The organism is Nocardioides pini, assembly GCF_026712185.1.
Lineage (GTDB): Bacteria > Actinomycetota > Actinomycetes > Propionibacteriales > Nocardioidaceae > Nocardioides > Nocardioides pini.
Window position 1 is genome coordinate 44,840 of record NZ_JAPPUX010000004.1, and the last position, 15,484, is coordinate 60,323.

At 71.9% G+C, this 15,484-nt stretch carries 18 protein-coding genes; 7 read left to right on the plus strand and 11 right to left on the minus strand.

Annotated features, from left to right (window positions below):
- Positions 1 to 31: 31 nt before the first annotated feature.
- Complete coding sequence (locus tag NYO98_RS13520) at positions 32 to 1,318, plus strand: alpha/beta hydrolase (RefSeq protein ID WP_268112263.1); 1,287 nt, start codon at positions 32 to 34, stop codon at positions 1,316 to 1,318.
- 20 nt (positions 1,319 to 1,338) lie between these two features.
- Here NYO98_RS13520 and NYO98_RS13525 read toward each other — a convergent pair whose 3' ends face one another.
- On the minus strand, positions 1,339 to 1,677 hold the full coding sequence (locus tag NYO98_RS13525; RefSeq protein ID WP_268112264.1) for a VOC family protein: 339 nt from the start codon (positions 1,675 to 1,677) through the stop codon (positions 1,339 to 1,341).
- An 87-nt stretch (positions 1,678 to 1,764) separates the two neighbouring features.
- On the opposite strand from NYO98_RS13525, the gene NYO98_RS13530 reads away from it, so the two are divergent.
- Complete coding sequence (locus NYO98_RS13530; RefSeq protein ID WP_268112265.1) at positions 1,765 to 2,412, plus strand: class I SAM-dependent methyltransferase; 648 nt, start codon at positions 1,765 to 1,767, stop codon at positions 2,410 to 2,412.
- On the opposite strand, the gene NYO98_RS13535 is transcribed toward NYO98_RS13530, so the two are convergent.
- The 6 genes from NYO98_RS13535 to NYO98_RS13560 all read right to left on the minus strand — a co-directional run bounded on the left by NYO98_RS13535 (position 2,371) and on the right by NYO98_RS13560 (position 7,602).
- Positions 2,371 to 3,495 (minus strand): prenyltransferase/squalene oxidase repeat-containing protein, encoded by a 1,125-nt coding sequence (locus NYO98_RS13535; protein WP_268112266.1) that lies wholly within the window; start codon positions 3,493 to 3,495, stop codon positions 2,371 to 2,373. The genes NYO98_RS13530 and NYO98_RS13535 overlap by 42 nt on opposite strands.
- Positions 3,492 to 4,235: a class I SAM-dependent methyltransferase gene (locus NYO98_RS13540; RefSeq protein ID WP_268112267.1), complete on the minus strand. Its 744-nt coding sequence runs from the start codon at positions 4,233 to 4,235 to the stop codon at positions 3,492 to 3,494. Before NYO98_RS13540 ends, NYO98_RS13535 begins: the two co-directional genes overlap by 4 nt.
- On the minus strand, positions 4,222 to 5,484 hold the full coding sequence (locus NYO98_RS13545) for a glycosyltransferase family 4 protein (protein WP_268112268.1): 1,263 nt from the start codon (positions 5,482 to 5,484) through the stop codon (positions 4,222 to 4,224). Before NYO98_RS13545 ends, NYO98_RS13540 begins: the two co-directional genes overlap by 14 nt.
- Before the next feature lie 51 nt (positions 5,485 to 5,535).
- Positions 5,536 to 6,507 (minus strand): NAD(P)/FAD-dependent oxidoreductase, encoded by a 972-nt coding sequence (locus NYO98_RS13550; RefSeq protein WP_268112269.1) that lies wholly within the window; start codon positions 6,505 to 6,507, stop codon positions 5,536 to 5,538.
- A gap of 64 nt (positions 6,508 to 6,571) precedes the next feature.
- Positions 6,572 to 7,111: a hypothetical protein gene (locus NYO98_RS13555; RefSeq protein WP_268112270.1), complete on the minus strand. Its 540-nt coding sequence runs from the start codon at positions 7,109 to 7,111 to the stop codon at positions 6,572 to 6,574.
- Complete coding sequence (locus tag NYO98_RS13560; RefSeq protein ID WP_268112271.1) at positions 7,108 to 7,602, minus strand: hypothetical protein; 495 nt, start codon at positions 7,600 to 7,602, stop codon at positions 7,108 to 7,110. The genes NYO98_RS13555 and NYO98_RS13560 overlap by 4 nt, the downstream gene beginning before the upstream one ends.
- 66 nt (positions 7,603 to 7,668) lie before the next feature.
- Between NYO98_RS13560 and NYO98_RS13565 the strand changes: the two genes are divergently transcribed.
- The gene (locus NYO98_RS13565) at positions 7,669 to 8,328 is read left to right on the plus strand and encodes an ion channel (protein WP_268112272.1); all 660 of its coding nucleotides are present in this window, start codon (positions 7,669 to 7,671) and stop codon (positions 8,326 to 8,328) included.
- Here NYO98_RS13565 and NYO98_RS13570 read toward each other — a convergent pair.
- Together NYO98_RS13570 and NYO98_RS13575 are read right to left on the minus strand one after the other, a co-directional pair.
- A complete protein-coding gene (locus NYO98_RS13570; protein WP_268112273.1) occupies positions 8,303 to 8,692 on the minus strand; it encodes an MmcQ/YjbR family DNA-binding protein in 390 nt (129 codons plus the stop codon). The two genes, NYO98_RS13565 and NYO98_RS13570, sit on opposite strands and share 26 nt — an antisense overlap.
- Before the next feature lie 27 nt (positions 8,693 to 8,719).
- Positions 8,720 to 9,283: a hemerythrin domain-containing protein gene (locus NYO98_RS13575; protein ID WP_268112274.1), complete on the minus strand. Its 564-nt coding sequence runs from the start codon at positions 9,281 to 9,283 to the stop codon at positions 8,720 to 8,722.
- Between the two features lie 78 nt (positions 9,284 to 9,361).
- Between NYO98_RS13575 and NYO98_RS13580 the strand changes: the two genes are divergently transcribed.
- A complete protein-coding gene (locus NYO98_RS13580) occupies positions 9,362 to 9,907 on the plus strand; it encodes a DUF1707 SHOCT-like domain-containing protein (protein WP_268112275.1) in 546 nt (181 codons plus the stop codon).
- 106 nt (positions 9,908 to 10,013) lie between these two features.
- Here the strand turns inward: NYO98_RS13580 and uvrB are convergent, their stop codons facing one another.
- Positions 10,014 to 12,143, minus strand: a complete 2,130-nt coding sequence (gene uvrB / locus NYO98_RS13585; protein ID WP_268112276.1) for an excinuclease ABC subunit UvrB — start codon at positions 12,141 to 12,143, stop codon at positions 10,014 to 10,016.
- Positions 12,144 to 12,226: 83 nt separating this feature from the next.
- On the opposite strand from uvrB, the gene NYO98_RS13590 reads away from it, so the two are divergent.
- Positions 12,227 to 12,745: a hypothetical protein gene (locus NYO98_RS13590; RefSeq protein WP_268112277.1), complete on the plus strand. Its 519-nt coding sequence runs from the start codon at positions 12,227 to 12,229 to the stop codon at positions 12,743 to 12,745.
- 33 nt (positions 12,746 to 12,778) lie between these two features.
- Positions 12,779 to 13,585: an aminoglycoside phosphotransferase/kinase family protein gene (locus tag NYO98_RS13595; protein WP_268112278.1), complete on the plus strand. Its 807-nt coding sequence runs from the start codon at positions 12,779 to 12,781 to the stop codon at positions 13,583 to 13,585.
- 3 nt (positions 13,586 to 13,588) lie between these two features.
- Here NYO98_RS13595 and NYO98_RS13600 read toward each other — a convergent pair whose 3' ends face one another.
- On the minus strand, positions 13,589 to 14,173 hold the full coding sequence (locus tag NYO98_RS13600) for a dihydrofolate reductase family protein (protein ID WP_268112279.1): 585 nt from the start codon (positions 14,171 to 14,173) through the stop codon (positions 13,589 to 13,591).
- A gap of 62 nt (positions 14,174 to 14,235) precedes the next feature.
- On the opposite strand from NYO98_RS13600, the gene NYO98_RS13605 reads away from it, so the two are divergent.
- Entirely contained in the window at positions 14,236 to 15,480 is a 1,245-nt protein-coding gene (locus NYO98_RS13605; RefSeq protein ID WP_268112280.1) for a phospholipase D-like domain-containing protein, read from the plus strand.
- The last annotated feature ends 4 nt before the right edge of the window (positions 15,481 to 15,484 follow it).

Consider the following 15,484-nt stretch of genomic DNA (forward strand, 5'->3'; position numbering starts at 1 on the left):
GGCCTGCCGTACCGATGAGTAACATGACGTCGTGAGCTTCCTGTCGCGCCAGTCGGTGATCGCCGCCCTCACCGCCAACGCCCTGCGGCCGCCACGAGGGCAGAGGACCGGCGTGCCGGCATTCGCCGCCGGATGGCTGTTCGGCGAGACAGCTCCCCAGGTGCTGGCGCTGACCGTGCTCGACGCGGCGGCCCACCTGACGAAGGGCCGTCGTGCCGGCGTGCGCGCCAAGACAGGTCTCGCCCTCGCCGGTGCCAGCGCGCTCGGCCTGGCCCACATGGTGCGCCAGAGCCGCCGCGCCGCCGACGTCCTCGACGACGCCCTCGTCGACGGCCTGGGCGTCGACTACGTCGAGCAGCTGGACGCCGTCCCCGACCCGGCCGACCTGGCGACGCCCTGGCGACGCCTCGCGCGGCCGTTCGACTTCCGCGACGAGGCGGTCAGGGTCGTCCGCAACCTGCCCTACACCGAGGCCGGACGCCGCGGTCACCTCGACATCTACCTGCCGGCCGGCGGCGACGCGATCAAGGACGCACCCGTCCTGCTGCAGGTCCACGGGGGCGCCTGGACCGTGGGGGCGAAGGAGCACCAGGGCCGGCCGCTGATGAACCGCATGGCGGCCAAGGGGTGGGTCTGCGTGGCGATCAACTACCGCCTCGCCCCGCGCGACCCGTGGCCCGCCCACATCGTCGACGTCAAGCGCGCCATCGCCTGGGTGCGGGACCACATCGCCGAGCACGGCGGTGACCCCGACTACCTCGTCATCACCGGCGGGTCCGCCGGGGGCCACCTCGCCGCGCTGGCGGCACTGACCCCCGGCGACCCGCAGTTCCAGCCGGGCTTCGAGGACGCCGACACTTCCGTGCGGGCGGCGGTGCCGTTCTACGGCGTCTACGACTTCGCCGGGTCGACCGGGCTCGCCAACGCCATCGGGATGCGCGACGCCTTCCTCGGCCCCCGGGTCATGCAGACGACCTGGCAGGACGCCCCTGACGTCTACGAGGCCGCCTCCCCCATCCTGCGCATCACCTCCGACGCACCCGACTTCTTCGTCCTGCACGGCGAGCTCGACAGCCTCGTGGCCGTCGACCAGGCGCGGCTCTTCGTCGCCGAGCTGCGGCGCATCTCCCGGAGGTCGGTCGTCTACGCCGAGCTGCCGGGCGCCCAGCACGCCTTCGACGTCTTCCACTCCATCCGCAGCTCGCACGCGGTGCGCGCCGTCGACCGCTACCTCACGTGGCACTGGAACACGTGGCGCCACGGCCTCGAGGCCGACAGCGGAGTCGACCCCGACGAGCTCGACGGCGCCGCCGGCTGACCCGTCGGCTGACCTGTCGGCTACGCCTGGGTGATGAAGCCGACCTGGTTGCCGGCCGGGTCGGTCAGCAGCGCGAGGGACGTCCCGCCGCCGACCTCCGTGACGGGGCGTACGACGGTGCCGCCCGCTGCCTCGACCTCGGCCACCTTGGCGGCGAGGTCCTCGGTCTGCCAGTAGACGACCGGACCGGTCATCCGGTCGCGCTCGCCGTTGGGGTTGAGGCCGATCTCCTGCCCGTCGAGGTTGAACCCGACGTAGTACGGCGTCTCGGTGTGCGGCTCGGCGCCCCACGCCGTGCGGTAGAACGCCGTCGCGGTCTCAAGGTCGGCGGCGGGGATGACGATCGTGTGGTTGCTCATGTCTGCTCCTCGGTGGGTGTGTCGTGCCTTCACCCACCTGACGCCTGGGAGGTCGTAGGTGTGACCGCACTAGGGTCGTCTCCCGTGATGCCCGCCGACCTGCTCGCCCACGCCCGCGCCGCGAAGGGCTTCATGCCCGAGGACGAGGGTGCGCTGCTGCACCGCTGGGCCCGCGAGCGGCTGCCCCACGGGCCGGCCCTGGAGGTGGGCACCTACTGCGGCAAGTCGGCCGTCTGGCTGGGCGCGGCCGCCCGCGAGGTGGGCGGCACCGTCGTCACCGTCGACCACCACCGCGGCTCGGAGGAGAACCAGGCCGGCTGGGAGCACCACGACGACACCCTCGTGGACCACGACCTGGGCCTCATGGACACGCTGCCGACCTTCCGACGCACCATCGCGGCCGCGGGCCTCGAGGAGCAGGTCGTGGCGGTCGTCGGCCGCTCCGAGACGGTCGGCGCCTGGTGGCGCACCCCGCTCTCGCTGCTGTTCATCGACGGCGGCCACGGGGTCGAGCCGGCCCGCACGGACTTCCGGACCTGGCCGCGCTGGGTGATGGCGGGCGGGGTGCTCGCCGTCCACGACGTCTTCCCCGACCCGGCCGACGGCGGCCGGCCGCCGTACGAGGACATCTACCTCCCCGCCCTGGCGAGCGGCGCCTTCACCGAGGTCGAGGCGGTGGGGTCGATGCGGGTGCTACGCCGTACGGCCGGCGACGCCGGCGACCCGCTCGACTGACGGGCAGCCGCACTCGAGGCCGATCTCGGCGAAGTCCGGCGCGAGCGTCGTGCCGCGCATGATGTCGGCGCCGGGCGTGCCGTCGCTGAGCGCGTCGACGGCCAGGATCACCGCGGCAGCCGTGTAGGTCGTCTGCTCGACGGGCCAGTTGACGCCCGCCTCGTCGACGTCCGTGGGGAAGACGTAGCCGGTCCAGTAGGACCCCTCGGCCGTGCGCAGGTGCTGCATGTCGGCGAGCAGCTGCAGCGCGCGGGCGCGGTCGCCGATGGCGTCGAGGGCCAGCACGAGCTCGCAGGTCTCCGCGCCCGTCACCCACGGGTTCTCCGAGACGCACCGGATGCCGAGGCCGGGCTCGACGAACGTGTCCCAGCGCTCCGCGACCAGTGCGTGCGCCTCCGGCCCGCGCACGGCGCCGCCCAGCACCGGGTAGTACCAGTCCATGGAGAACGTCGACTTGTCCAGGAACAGGTCCCGGTGCTCGCGCAGCGCGTGTCCGAGGCGCCCACCGGCGAGCTCCCACTCGACCTGCGGCTCCCCCACCAGCTCCGCGAGCGCCACCCCCGCACGCAGCGAGTGGTGGATGCTCGACGACCCCGCCAGCAGCGCGTCCTCGTTGACCCGGCCGGGCGCGCCGTCGTGCCACTCCTGCGACCAGGCGATGCCCCCGAACGGCAGCTGCATCGAGACGACGAAGTCGAGCGCGCGGCGCACCGTCGGCCACATCAGCCGGACGAACGCCTCGTCGCGCTCCACCAGCCAGTGGTGCCACGTGGCGACGGCGACGTAGGCCGACATGTTGGTCTCGCCGGAGTGGTCCTCGACCTCACCGGCCACGATCTTCATCGGCCACGAGCCGTCGGCCCGCTGCGTCGCGCGCACCCACGCGAAGGCCCGCTCGGCCGCGTCGCGCTGGTCGCCGACGACGAGCGCCATCGCGGCTTCGAGGTGGTTCCACACGTCGGTGTGCTCGCCGGACGTCCACGGGATCGCACCGGACGGCTCCTGCGTCGCCGCGATGGTCGCGGCGGTCTGCTCGAGCTGGGCGCGGGTGACGATCTCGTCGACGGCAGCGGCTCCGCTCATTCCGGCTTCCGGAAGTAGAGGACCATGCTCTTGCCGATGAGCGGGTCGAGCACCTTGCCGGCGTACTGCAGCGCCTTGGGGTTCTTCACGATCTCCCACACGAGCAGCCGGTGGTAGGCCTTGGCGAGCGGGTGGTCGTCGTTGGTGACGCCGACGGCGCACTTGATCCACCAGTAGGGCGTGTGCAGGCCGTGGGCGTGGCCGCGGCCGGTGAAGACCATCGCGTCACCGGGGGTGCCGTCGTTGGGTCGACCGGCCTTGGTGACCTTGTCCACGAGCTCCTGGGCCGTGTAGATGCGGATGTGGCCGCCCTCGGCGTTGTGGTAGTCGTCGGACAGCTTCCAGTTGACGACCTCGGGCAGCCAGCGCGGCACGGAGACGGCCAGCGTGCCGCCCGGGCGCAGCACCCGCACGAGCTCCTTGATCGCGTCGACGTCGGCGTGGATGTGCTCCAGCACCTCGGCGGCCACGACCCGGTCGAACTCGCCGTCAGCGAAGGGAAGGGCGAGGGCGTCACCTTCCTTGACGTCGGCCTCGGCGCCCGCCGGCACCTCGCCGGCCTCGCGCATCGCGCTGAACCACTCGCGCACGGTCGCGAGCTCGTCGGCGTCCTGGTCGAAGGCGATGACGTCGGCGCCGCGCCTGTACATCTCGAAGGCGTGGCGGCCCGCGCCGCAGCCCATGTCGAGCACGCGGTCGCCCGGGCGCAGCCCGAGCCGGTCGAAGTCAACGGTCAGCACGGCGGCTCTCCTCCTGCTCGCGACGGAAGTCGGCGATGGTCTCCTCGTAGGCGGCGGCGGTGGCCTCGGCCACGGCGCGCCAGCTGAACAGCTCCTCCACGCGTGCCCGGCCGGCCGCGCCCATGGCCGTACGACGCTCCGGGTCGTCGAGCAGCGCCGCGACGGCCTGCTCGAGCTCACCCACGTCGCCGGGGGTGACCAGGTCGGCGCAGACGCCGTCCGGGCCGACGACCTCGGGGATCGCGCCGGCGCGGGACACCACGAGCGGGGTCGCGCAGGCCATCAGCTCGGCGGTCGGGAGCGAGAAGCCCTCGTAGAGCGACGGCACGCAGGCCACCTCCGCGGAGCCCATCACCTCGACGAGCTCGGCGTCGCTGACGCCGTTGACGAAGGTCACCCTGTCGGCGATGCCGAGCTGGTCGATCAGCTGCTCGGTGCGCCCGCCGGGCTCCGGACGGGTCACCAGCACGAGCGACACGTCGCGCTCGACGGCGAGCTTGGCGAAGGCCTCGAGCAGGGTGGCGATGCCCTTCATCGGCGCGTCGGCGCTGGCCATGGCCAGGATCCGCCCGGGCACGCGGGGGCTGGTCGGCGGCACGAAGACGTCGTCGACACCGAGCAGGATGGTCTGCATCCGGGCCGGGTCGACGCCGAAGTCGCGCGCCACGTCGCGGCGCGAGGACTCCGAGGGCACGAGCACCTTGCGGTAGCGCTTGGCGACCTTCGTCTGCATGCGCAGGAAGCCGTACCAGCGGCGCAGCGTCAGCCGCTTGCGCCGCGTCGGCGCGGTCTGGAGGTCGATGCGGCGGTCCATCGTGATGGGGTGGTGGATCGTCGCGACCACCGGGAGGCCGTAGGACTCCAGCGCCATGATCCCGGTGCCGAGCACCTGGTTGTCGTGGGCGATGTCGAAGTCGCCGGCCCGCTCCTGCATCAGCCGGGCGATGCGCGAGCTGAAGGTCTTCGGCTCGGGGAACCCGGCCGTGCACATCGTGAGGAACTCCTCGACGTCGATCCGGTCGCGGAACTCGCGCAGCCGGGGCACCCGGAACGGGTCGGGCTCGCGGTAGAGGTCGAGGCTCGGCACCTTGGTGAGCACGACGCCCTCGTCGAGGTCGGGGTAGGGCTGCCCGGAGAACACCTCCACCTCGTGGCCGAGGCGGACCAGCTCGCGGGTCAGGTGGCGGACGTAGACGCCCTGTCCTCCACAGTGGGGCTTGCTCCGGTAGGACAGCATGGCGATGCGCACCGGGCCATTATGCCTACTCGCGGGTAGCCCGTCCCCCGTCGGACAGGCGGATCACCCCTCGCTGGAGTGGCCGGGGAAGACGTGGGCCGAGGGGTCGAGCACGACGGCGGCGTTGTTGACCGCGGTGGCCGCCTCCCCGAAGCCGACGGCGATGAGCCGGACCTTGCCGGGGTAGTCGGTGATGTCGCCGGCCGCGAAGACCCGCTCGAGGTTGGTGCGCATCGAGGAGTTCACGACGACGTGGCGCTTCTGCGTCTCGAGGCCCCACTGCTGGATCGCGCCGAGGTCGGCGATGAAGCCGAGCGCGGCGACGAGCGCCTGCGCCTTCAGGGTCTGCGGCTCCTCACCGTCGACGCTGACCACCACCTCCTCGAGGTGGCCGTCCCCGCGCAGCTCGGTCACCTGGGCGTTGGTGATGATCCGGACGGTCGAGTCCCTGACCGCTGCCACCGTGCGCTCGTGGGCGCGGAAGGCGTCGCGGCGGTGGACGAGCGTGACCGACGCCGCGATCGGCTCGAGGTGCTGGGCCCAGTCGAACGCGCTGTCGCCTCCCCCGACGACGACCACGTCCTTGCCGGCGTACGGCGCGAAGCTGGGCACGAAGAACTCCATGCCCCGCCCGACCCAGCCCTCGCCGGCCGGCAGCGGCCTCGGGCTGAACTTGCCGATCCCGGACGTGATGAGGACGGCGCCGGCCGTGATGCGCGTGCCGTCGTCGAGCGTGACGACGACCCGGTCGTCGCCGTGGTCGAGGGTGGTGGCCGTCCGGTCCAGCAGGTACGTCGGGTCGGCGGTGGCCGCCTGCGCCACGAGCCCCTCGACGAGGTCACGGCCCTTCACGCTCGGGAAGCCGGCCACGTCGAGGATCGCCTTCTCGGGGTACATCGCGGTGATCTGGCCGCCGAGCTCGGGCAGCGAGTCGACCACGGCGACGCTCATGCCGCGGAAGCCGGCGTAGTAGGCGGAGAACAACCCCGTCGGGCCAGCGCCGATGATCAGCAGGTCGGTCGTCACGTCGTCCACGTCGCGGATCCTTCCGTCGGTGCGTCCCGGCCACAAGGGCTGGTCCGCGGCTGTCCCTGCCTGCCTACAGCGAGTCGAGCTCGCTGACCCTCCAGTCGCCGTCCACCCGCTCCAGCGTCACCAGCACCCGGTCCAGGTCGATCGACGGGCGCTGCCGGTCGTCCCCCGAGGTGCGCTGGTTGACGAACACCAGCACCCGGGCGTACGTCGATGACGCGGTGACGAGCGCGGTGTCGACGACCTCGGCCTCGACGACCCTGCGGTCGCGGCGGCTCGAGGTGGTGACGCCCGCCATCGTGCGGTCGTAGCGGTCGCGCATCGTCGGGGTCATCAGCTCGCGGGCAGCGGCCTTGTCGTCGGCAAGCGTCCTCCAGGAGTAGCTGTAGGCAGCGGCCGCGCCGGCGCCCGCGCGCTCCCGCACGGCTTCCTTGACCTCGGCCGACGCCACGGCGGCGTCGGCGGCGTCGGCGCTGCTGACGTCGGCCCCGGTATCGGCCCCGGCGTCGCGGAGCACCCACACGAGGCCCGCGGCCGCCACCACCACCAGTGCCGCGAGCACCAGCAGCCACCGGTTCCCCGTCGTCCCGCCCGTCATGGTCGTCACCTCACGAACTGCAAGTCGCTCGTGAGCCAGCGGTCGTCCTCGCGGACGAGCCGCAGGCGCAGCCGGTAGTAGCGGACCTGGCCCTCGGCGCCGGTCCCCTCGTTGGTCACGGTGCTGTTGGCCGCGACCAGGACCGTCGCGGAGTCGTCGTCCTGGTCGCCGACCCCGAGGGCGACGACCTCCGGCGTCGAGGTCGCCCTGGTGCGGACCGCCTCGCTGGTCAGCGTCCTCCGCTGGGAGGCGTACTGCTCCGCGAAGTCGCCCGTCGCGCCGTCGAGGACCGCGTCGACCAGCGGGTCCATGTCGCGGTGGTCCACGGTGAGGAAGGCCAGGGCCTCCGCGCGAGCGGCTCCGGCGACGTCCTGCTGGGCGGTGGTCAGGGCCGCGTCGACGTCGTCCTCGCCGGTGACGGCGAGCCCGATCGCGACGAGCAGCGCGACGAGCACGACAGCGAGGCCACCGGTCACCCATCGCCGCGCTCGCTCACCCACGGGGCGAACCTAGCCCAGCGGAGCGTCGCCGCGCGGGCGATCCGGGCGTCCCTAGACTGCGTCGTCGTGGGCAGACGACTCGACCAGGTGACCGCGCACCCGTCCGCGATGCTGCTCGGCGCCCAGCTGCTGCAGGTCCTGGCCTGGCCGTTCCTGGGCGGGTCGAAGGTCGGCGGCGCGTTCCTCGGTGTCATCGGCATGCTCGCCGTCGGCTCGGCCGTGCTCGCGGTCCGGCGTACGCCCCACGTGAGCCGCGTCGTGTTCTTCCTCGGCGCCCCGACGATCGTCTTCACGCTGCTCGAGGCGGTCTTCAAGGACACCGACGCGATCGTGCTGGTGTCCGGCCTGCTGCACGCGCCGTTCTACTTCTACGTCTCCTACGCGATGCTGCGCTACCTGCTGCACGACGACGTCGTCACCACCGACGAGTACTTCGCGACCGGCGCCGCGTTCACCGTGGTGGCGTGGGGCTTCGCCTACGTGTTCACGGTCGTGCAGATCGTGTGGCCGGACTCGTTCATCAACGCCGAGGGCTACGGCCGCGAGTGGTTCGAGCTGCTCTACCTGTCGTTCTCGACGCTCACCAGCGTCGGGCTGTCCGACATCGTCGCCGTCGGCCCGCAGGCACGCTCGGTCGTCATGGTCGAGATGATGGTCGGGGTGTTCTACATCGCGATGGTCGTGGCGCGCATGGTCGGCCTCACGATGATGCGGCACCGCCGCTGACGGCCTCCCAGCCGTCCGGTCGGTCGCGCTTCGGCAGCCGGGAGACCACGAGCCGGTACGACTCCTCGACCGCCTCGAGGAGCTCCTCGTCCGGGATCGAGCCCGCCAACGCGAGGTCGTTCCAGCCGGAGCGGCCGATGTACGCCATCACGCTCGCGTCGTCGGGGTAGCGGTCGAGCCACTCGTCCGCCACCTCGCGCGTCGCACCGGCCTTGACCCCCACGGTCGTCGCGCCGAGGAACGCGAAGATCTTGCCGCGCTCCCCCGGCCCGACCTTGTAGACGGGGTGCTCGTGGCCCCAGGGGTTGTCCGGCCAGGCGCCGGGGAGACCGGCGCACACGGCCTCGGCCTGCGTAACGTCCATGCGGTCACCCCCGGCCGTCGGGCTCGGTCAGTCGTCGTCCTCGTCCTCGTCGTCGTCCAGGAGGCCTTCCTTCTCCGCCTCCTGCACGATGCGCCGGACGTTGTCGATCCGGCCGCAGTCGGCGTCGAGCTGCGCGTTGCGCTCGGTCGCGAAGGCCACCCCCAGGTCGGCGCGGACCTGCTCGCCGACCTCCTCGCGCGCCGGGTTGAGGATGGTCAGCTCCTCCTCGGTGAGGTGGTGGTTGAGCGCGGTGGCGAGCTCCTCGACGGCGTCGTCGAAGGCCTGCGTGTCCGTGCCCTTGAGCTCGAGCACCTTCAGCACCGCCTCGTGGCCCTCGGCGTGCTCCTCCTCGCCGTGCTCGGCCTCGTGCTCGGTGATCGCGTCCTTGTTCCGCAGCTTCGGGTAGACGTGCTTCTCCTCCGCCTCGGCGTGCGCGACGTGCAGGGCGGCGAGCGCCTTGCGCACGGCGTCGCGGTCCGACGAGCTGTCGCGGAGCTGTCGCATGAGGGCCTCGAAGCGGCGGTGGTCCTCGAGGATCAGGTCGATGACGTCACCGGAGACGGGGCGGCCGAGGTCGATGGGAGTGCTCATGCCGCGAACCTAGCGAGCGGCGCCCCGACCCGGCCAGCACCCACCTCCGGACGGGTGGGGCCCACCTATGCTGGCGCCATGTCCGCCGGCACCTGGGAGCGCTTCGAGCACGACCCGCGATCCCCGCAGGCAGCGCGCCTCCGCGCGTCCGACCGGGACCGTGAGCTGGCGCTCGAGGTGCTGGGACAGGCGTACGCCGACGGTCGGCTCGACCACGACGAGTACGACGCCCGCTCCACCGCGGCCACCACTGCCAAGGTGCTCGCCGACCTCGTCCCGCAGCTCGAGGACCTGGTCCCGGACGCGAGCGACGCCGCCCTCCAGCGCCGCGGCGCCGGCATCGTGGCCCGGCCGGACCTCCACGAGCAGGCGGTGCGCCTGTGGGCCAAGGACCGCCGCGAGGCCCTGACCGGGCTGGTCGGGATCTCGGTCATCACGTGCACCATCTGGGCCGTGACGATGTGGGGCGGGTTCCCCTGGCCGCTGTTCCCCATCCTCGCGGCCGCCGTCAACCTGCTGCGCATCCAGATGCAGGAGCAGGACATCGTCGAGGGCCACGAGCGGCACCTGCTCAAGCGGGAGCGGAAGGAGATCGAGAGGCGTCGCAAGGACGCCGGCGACTAGGTCAGGCCGCCTACTTCGTCGCCGGCGCGCTCGCTTCGCTCGCTCGCAGCTCCTCGCTCCTCGGGTGCGCCACGAACCTCGTTCCTCGGCTCGCGCGCACCTCTCCTCACTTCGTCGCCTCCATCATCTGGCGCAGCTCCTTCTTGAGCTCGTTCACCTCGTCGCGGAGGCGGGCAGCGACCTCGAACTGCAGCTCGGCGGCGGCGTTCTTCATCTGGTCGGTGAGCTCCTGGATGAGCTCGGCGAGGTCGCTGCTCGGGATGCCGGCGGTGTCGGGCGCCTCCTGGTGCAGCTTGGACAGGGCCGGGGTCGGGGACTTGCCGGCCTTCACGCCACCGGCTCGACCCTTCTGCCCGACGTCGGCCCAGGTCTTCAACAGCTCCTGGGTGGTCTCGTCCTCGCGGGCCAGCATCTCGGTGATGTCGGCGATCTTCTTGCGCAGCGGCTGCGGGTCGATGCCCCTCTCGGTGTTGTAGGCGACCTGGATGGCGCGACGACGGTTGGTCTCGTCGATCGCGGCCTCCATCGACGGCGTGATCTTGTCGGCGTACATGTGGACCTGGCCGGACACGTTGCGGGCCGCGCGACCGATGGTCTGGATGAGCGACTTGTCGGAGCGCAGGAAGCCCTCCTTGTCGGCGTCGAGGATCGCCACCAGCGACACCTCGGGCAGGTCGAGTCCCTCCCGCAGCAGGTTGATGCCGACGAGGACGTCGTACTCGCCCAGCCGCAGGTCGCGCAGCAGCTCGATGCGCTTGAGCGTGTCGACCTCGGAGTGGAGGTAGCGGGTGCGGATGCCGGCGTCGAGGAGGTAGTCGGTGAGGTCCTCGGACATCTTCTTGGTGAGCGTGGTGACCAGGACCCGCTCTCCCTTGTCGGAGCGCTCCCGGATCTCGTGGATCAGGTCGTCGATCTGGCCCTTGGTCGGCTTGACCACGACCTCGGGGTCGACGAGGCCGGTGGGGCGGATGATCTGCTGGACCGTGTTGTCCACGCCGCCGACCCGGTCGAGCTCGTAGTTGCCCGGCGTGGCCGACAGGTAGACCGTCTGGCCGATCCGGTCGACGAACTCCTCCCAGCGCAGCGGGCGGTTGTCCATCGCGCTCGGCAGCCGGAAGCCGTGGTCGACGAGGTTGCGCTTGCGGGACATGTCGCCCTCGTACATGCCGCCGATCTGCGGCACGGCGACGTGGGACTCGTCGATGACGAGGACGAAGTCCTCCGGGAAGTAGTCGAGGAGGGTGTTGGGGGCACTGCCGCGGGTGCGGCCGTCCATGTGCATCGAGTAGTTCTCGATGCCGGAGCACGAGCCGACCTGGCGCATCATCTCGACGTCGTAGGTGGTGCGCATCCGCAGCCGCTGCGCCTCGAGCAGCTTGCCCTGCTTCTCGAACGCCGCGAGCTGGTCGTCGAGCTCGAGCTCGATGCCCTTGATCGCCCGCTCCATCCGCTCGGGTCCGGCGACGTAGTGGGTGGCGGGGAAGACGTGGAGCTCGGTGTCGTCGGAGACGACCTCACCGGTGATCGGGTGGAGCGTCATCAGCCGCTCGACCTCGTCGCCGAAGAACTCGACGCGGATCGCGAGCTCCTCGTAGACCGGGAAGATCTCGAGGGTGTCGCCGCGCACCCGGAACGTGCCGCGGGTGAACGACATGTCGTTGCGGGTGTACTGGATCTCCACGAGGCGGCGGAGCACCGAGTCGCGGTCGTGCTCCTCGCCGACCTTGAGCCGCAGCATCCGGTCGACGTACTCCTGGGGGGTGCCGAGGCCGTAGATGCACGAGACGGTCGAGACCACGATCGTGTCGCGGCGCGTGAGCAGGCTGTTGGTCGCGCTGTGGCGCAGCCGCTCGACCTCCTCGTTGATCGAGGAGTCCTTCTCGATGTAGGTGTCGGTCTGCGGGACGTAGGCCTCGGGCTGGTAGTAGTCGTAGTAGGAGACGAAGTACTCGACGGCGTTGTCGGGGAAGAGCTGGCGCAGCTCGTTGGCGAACTGCGCGGCGAGGGTCTTGTTGGGCTGGAGCACCAGGACGGGACGCTGCAGCTGTTCGGCCACCCACGCCACCGTGGCGGTCTTGCCGGTGCCGGTCGCGCCGAGCAGCACGACGTCCTTCTCGCCGCCCTGGATCCGGCCGACGATCTCCTTGATCGCCGCCGGCTGGTCACCTGAGGGCTCGTAGTCGGACACCACCTTGAAGGGGGCGACCCGGCGCTGGAGATCGGTCACTGGACGCATGCGTCGAGCGTACGCGGGACCACCGACAACGCGTCGTGCGCGGTTCGTGGCCCGGGCCCGCGCCGACGCTGTTGAATGACGCCGTGGACGACACGTTGACCTACCGGTGGGTCGCCGGCCCGGACTCGGCGCGCGCCGCTGCCCGCAGCTTCTCCCGGGGCACCCTGCGCCGGCGTCGCCCGCGCGCGGTGCTCGTCGGGCTCTGGCTCCTCACCGGGCTCTTCATGTGGACGTCGCTCGACGCCGACCTCGGGCCCGTCGCGAGGATCCTGTGGGCCCTCGCCTACGCAGCGGCGCTCGACGCGTGCGCCTTCGGGATCGGCACCCTCCTCGGCCGCCACCTCACGCGCCGCCGGCTCGCCACCCGCCTGGGCCCGGGCACCGAGCTGACCTCGCGGTTCGGACCGGGCACCGTCGAGCTCGCCGGCCCCCTCTCGCGCCACGAGCTGTCGTACGACGGGCTCACGCACGTCGACCGGGTCGACGGGTGGGTCCACCTCCACCAGCTCGGGTCGCCCGTCGCCCTCGTCTGGCCAGGCGAGCTGTTCCCGGACGAGGAGCTCGACCGGATGCGCCGGCGGATCGCCGAACGGCGCACCTGACCTCACCACGACCCGTCGTCCTACGCTCGCCCCGTGCCGCACCCCTCCCAGCCGCCGGACCGCGTGCTCGACCTGTTCGTGGCCGAGGGCGTCCTCGAGCCGCTCCCGGGCGGTCGGGGCACGACGTGGCGGGCGGGCGACTTGGCGCTGTCGCCGGGCCACGACGCCTCGGAGGCCTGGCTCGCGCCGATCCAGGCGCGCCTCGCAGTACGCCTCGACGAGCAGTCGCCCCGCTCGATCCGGCTGGCGCTGCCGGTGCCGGCACGCGACGGCTCCCTCGTCGTCGACGGGTGGTCGGCCACCCGCTACGAGCCGGGCGCGACACCGTGCCGGGACCTCGCGACCCTGCGGGGGACCGCCCACCTCCTCCATGCCCATCTCGCCGGGGCCGTGCCCGAGCGGCCCGCCGGGCTGGAGGCGCGCACCGACCGCTGGGCGGTGGCCGAGCGCCGGGCGTACGACGCCGCGGCGGCTGTCGCTGCGGCCGCGGGCCGTCCCGAGCCGGGCCTGGCCGGGCTCGTGGAGGGGCTGGCGGCAGGGCTGGACGACACCGACCTGGGCCGCGAGCACCTGGTCCACGCCGACCTGGCCGGCAACGTCCTCCTGGACGCCGCCGGCGTCCCGTTCGTCATCGACGTCTCCCCCGCGTGGCGCTCGCCGTTGTGGGCCGAGGCGGTCTGCGTGCTCGACGCGGTGCTGTGGCTCGGAGCGCCGCCGGTGGCGCTCGACGACTGGCGGTCCGGTGCGGCGCGCCAGGCGATGCTCCGCGCCGCGGTGTTCCGGGTGCTGTCCGACGAGCCGTGCGACGTCGCGCGCTACGCCGCGCTCGACCTCGCCTGAGACTCAGCGCACCCGGTCGAGCGTGACGACCCGGACGCCGCCCGGCAGCTCCACCTCGTCGACGGGCTCGAAGCGCACGGGGGCGAAGGGCCCCGCGAGGAGCCGGCGACCATCGCCGATGACCGAGGGGTTGACCTTGAGGACGAGCCGGTCGATCTCGGGGAGCAGGGCGTGGGCGAGGGTGCCGCCACCGACGAGCCAGATGTCCAGGCCGTCCTCGGCCTTCAGCTCTCGGATCCGCTGCACGGGGTCGTCCGCGACGACCTCGACCGGCAGGTCCTTGCGCCCGGCGAGGGAGCGGGAGACGACGAGGTGCCGCAGGTGCGGGTAGGCATCGGTGAGCCCGGCCGCCAGCCCGATGTCGTACGACGCCCTCCCCTCCACCACGGTGTCGAAGTGGGTGCCCGGACCGGTGATGCCCATCGCGTCGCGGGCGGGTCCGGGCAGCGTCTCCGGCCAGGTGGCGACGAGGTGCTCGACGAGGTCCGGCGTGACGGGCATGAAGTCCGAGCCGCTCGGGTCACCGCCGTCCGGGCCGGCGATGAACCCGTCGAGGGTGACGGCGACGAGGTAGACGAGGCGACGCATCCCCGCATGCTGCCAGCCGCGCCGCGGCCGGGCCGACTGGGGTCCATCGCTAGATTGACCCCGTGACCGTCGCCCGCACGCTGACCGCCGTCCGGCGCACCCTGATGGCACTCGTCGGCCTGCAGCTCACCGTCGCCGTGGCCCTCTCCCTCGTCGACTCCTACCGCCGGCGCGGCAAGCGGCCCAAGCCGTTCCCGGTCACCGGGCCCGGCACGGTGCCCGTCGGCGACGGCGAGATCACCACGTACACCTTCGGTCGCGACCTCTACGACGACATGCTCGCCGCCATCGACGGCGCCAAGAAGCAGATCCTCTTCGAGACCTACATCTGGAAGGGCGACGAGATCGGGTGGAAGTTCAAGACCGCCCTCGCGGCCGCCGCCGACCGCGGGGTCGACGTGCACTGCATCTACGACGGCTTCGCCAACATGGTCGTCTCGCCGGCGTTCAAGCGGTTCCCGCCGTCGCTCAAGGTGCTGCGCTACCCCGTCTGGACGGCCGGACTCCGCGTCTGGGACCTGCGCCGCTACGGGCGCAACCACCGCAAGATGCTCGTCGTGGACGAGGAGGTGGCGTTCCTCGGCGGCTACAACATCGGCTCGGCCTACGCGACCGAGTGGCGCGACACCCACGTCCGCATCACCGGGCCCGGCGTGTGGGACATGAAGCGCGCCTTCGCCGACTTCTGGAACCTCAACCGCCACCACCGGCTGCGACGCAACGACCGGCCACTGCTGATCGAGACGGCGTCCGACTGGGACCCCCACATCCGGGTCCACAAGAACATCCCGCGGCAGTGGAACTTCCCCATCCGCAGCATGTACCTCGAGGCGATCAACCGCGCCACGCGCAACATCTGGCTCACCACCGCCTACTTCCTGCCCGACCAGGACTTCGTCGACGCGCTCGCCGAGGCCGCGCGCCGCGGTGTCGACGTACGCGTGCTGCTGCCGCTGAAGTCCAACCACATCGTGGCCGACTGGATCTCGCGCGGCTACTACGGCCAGCTGCTCACCTCCGGCGCGCGGATCCTGCGCTTCAAGGACGCGATGGTGCACGCCAAGACCGCCACCATCGACGGCAGCTGGTCGACCGTCGGCACCGCCAACATCGACCGCCTCAGCCTGCAGGGCAACTACGAGATCAACCTCGAGGTCATCGACCCGGCCTTCGCGGCGGTGATGGAGGAGGTCTTCGCCAACGACGAGTCGAACTGCCTCGAGCTCACGCTGTCGGAGTGGGAGGCGCGCGACCTCAACCGGAAGTTCACCGAGAGCTTCCTCGCTCCCCTGCGCCCCCTGCTCTGAGCCC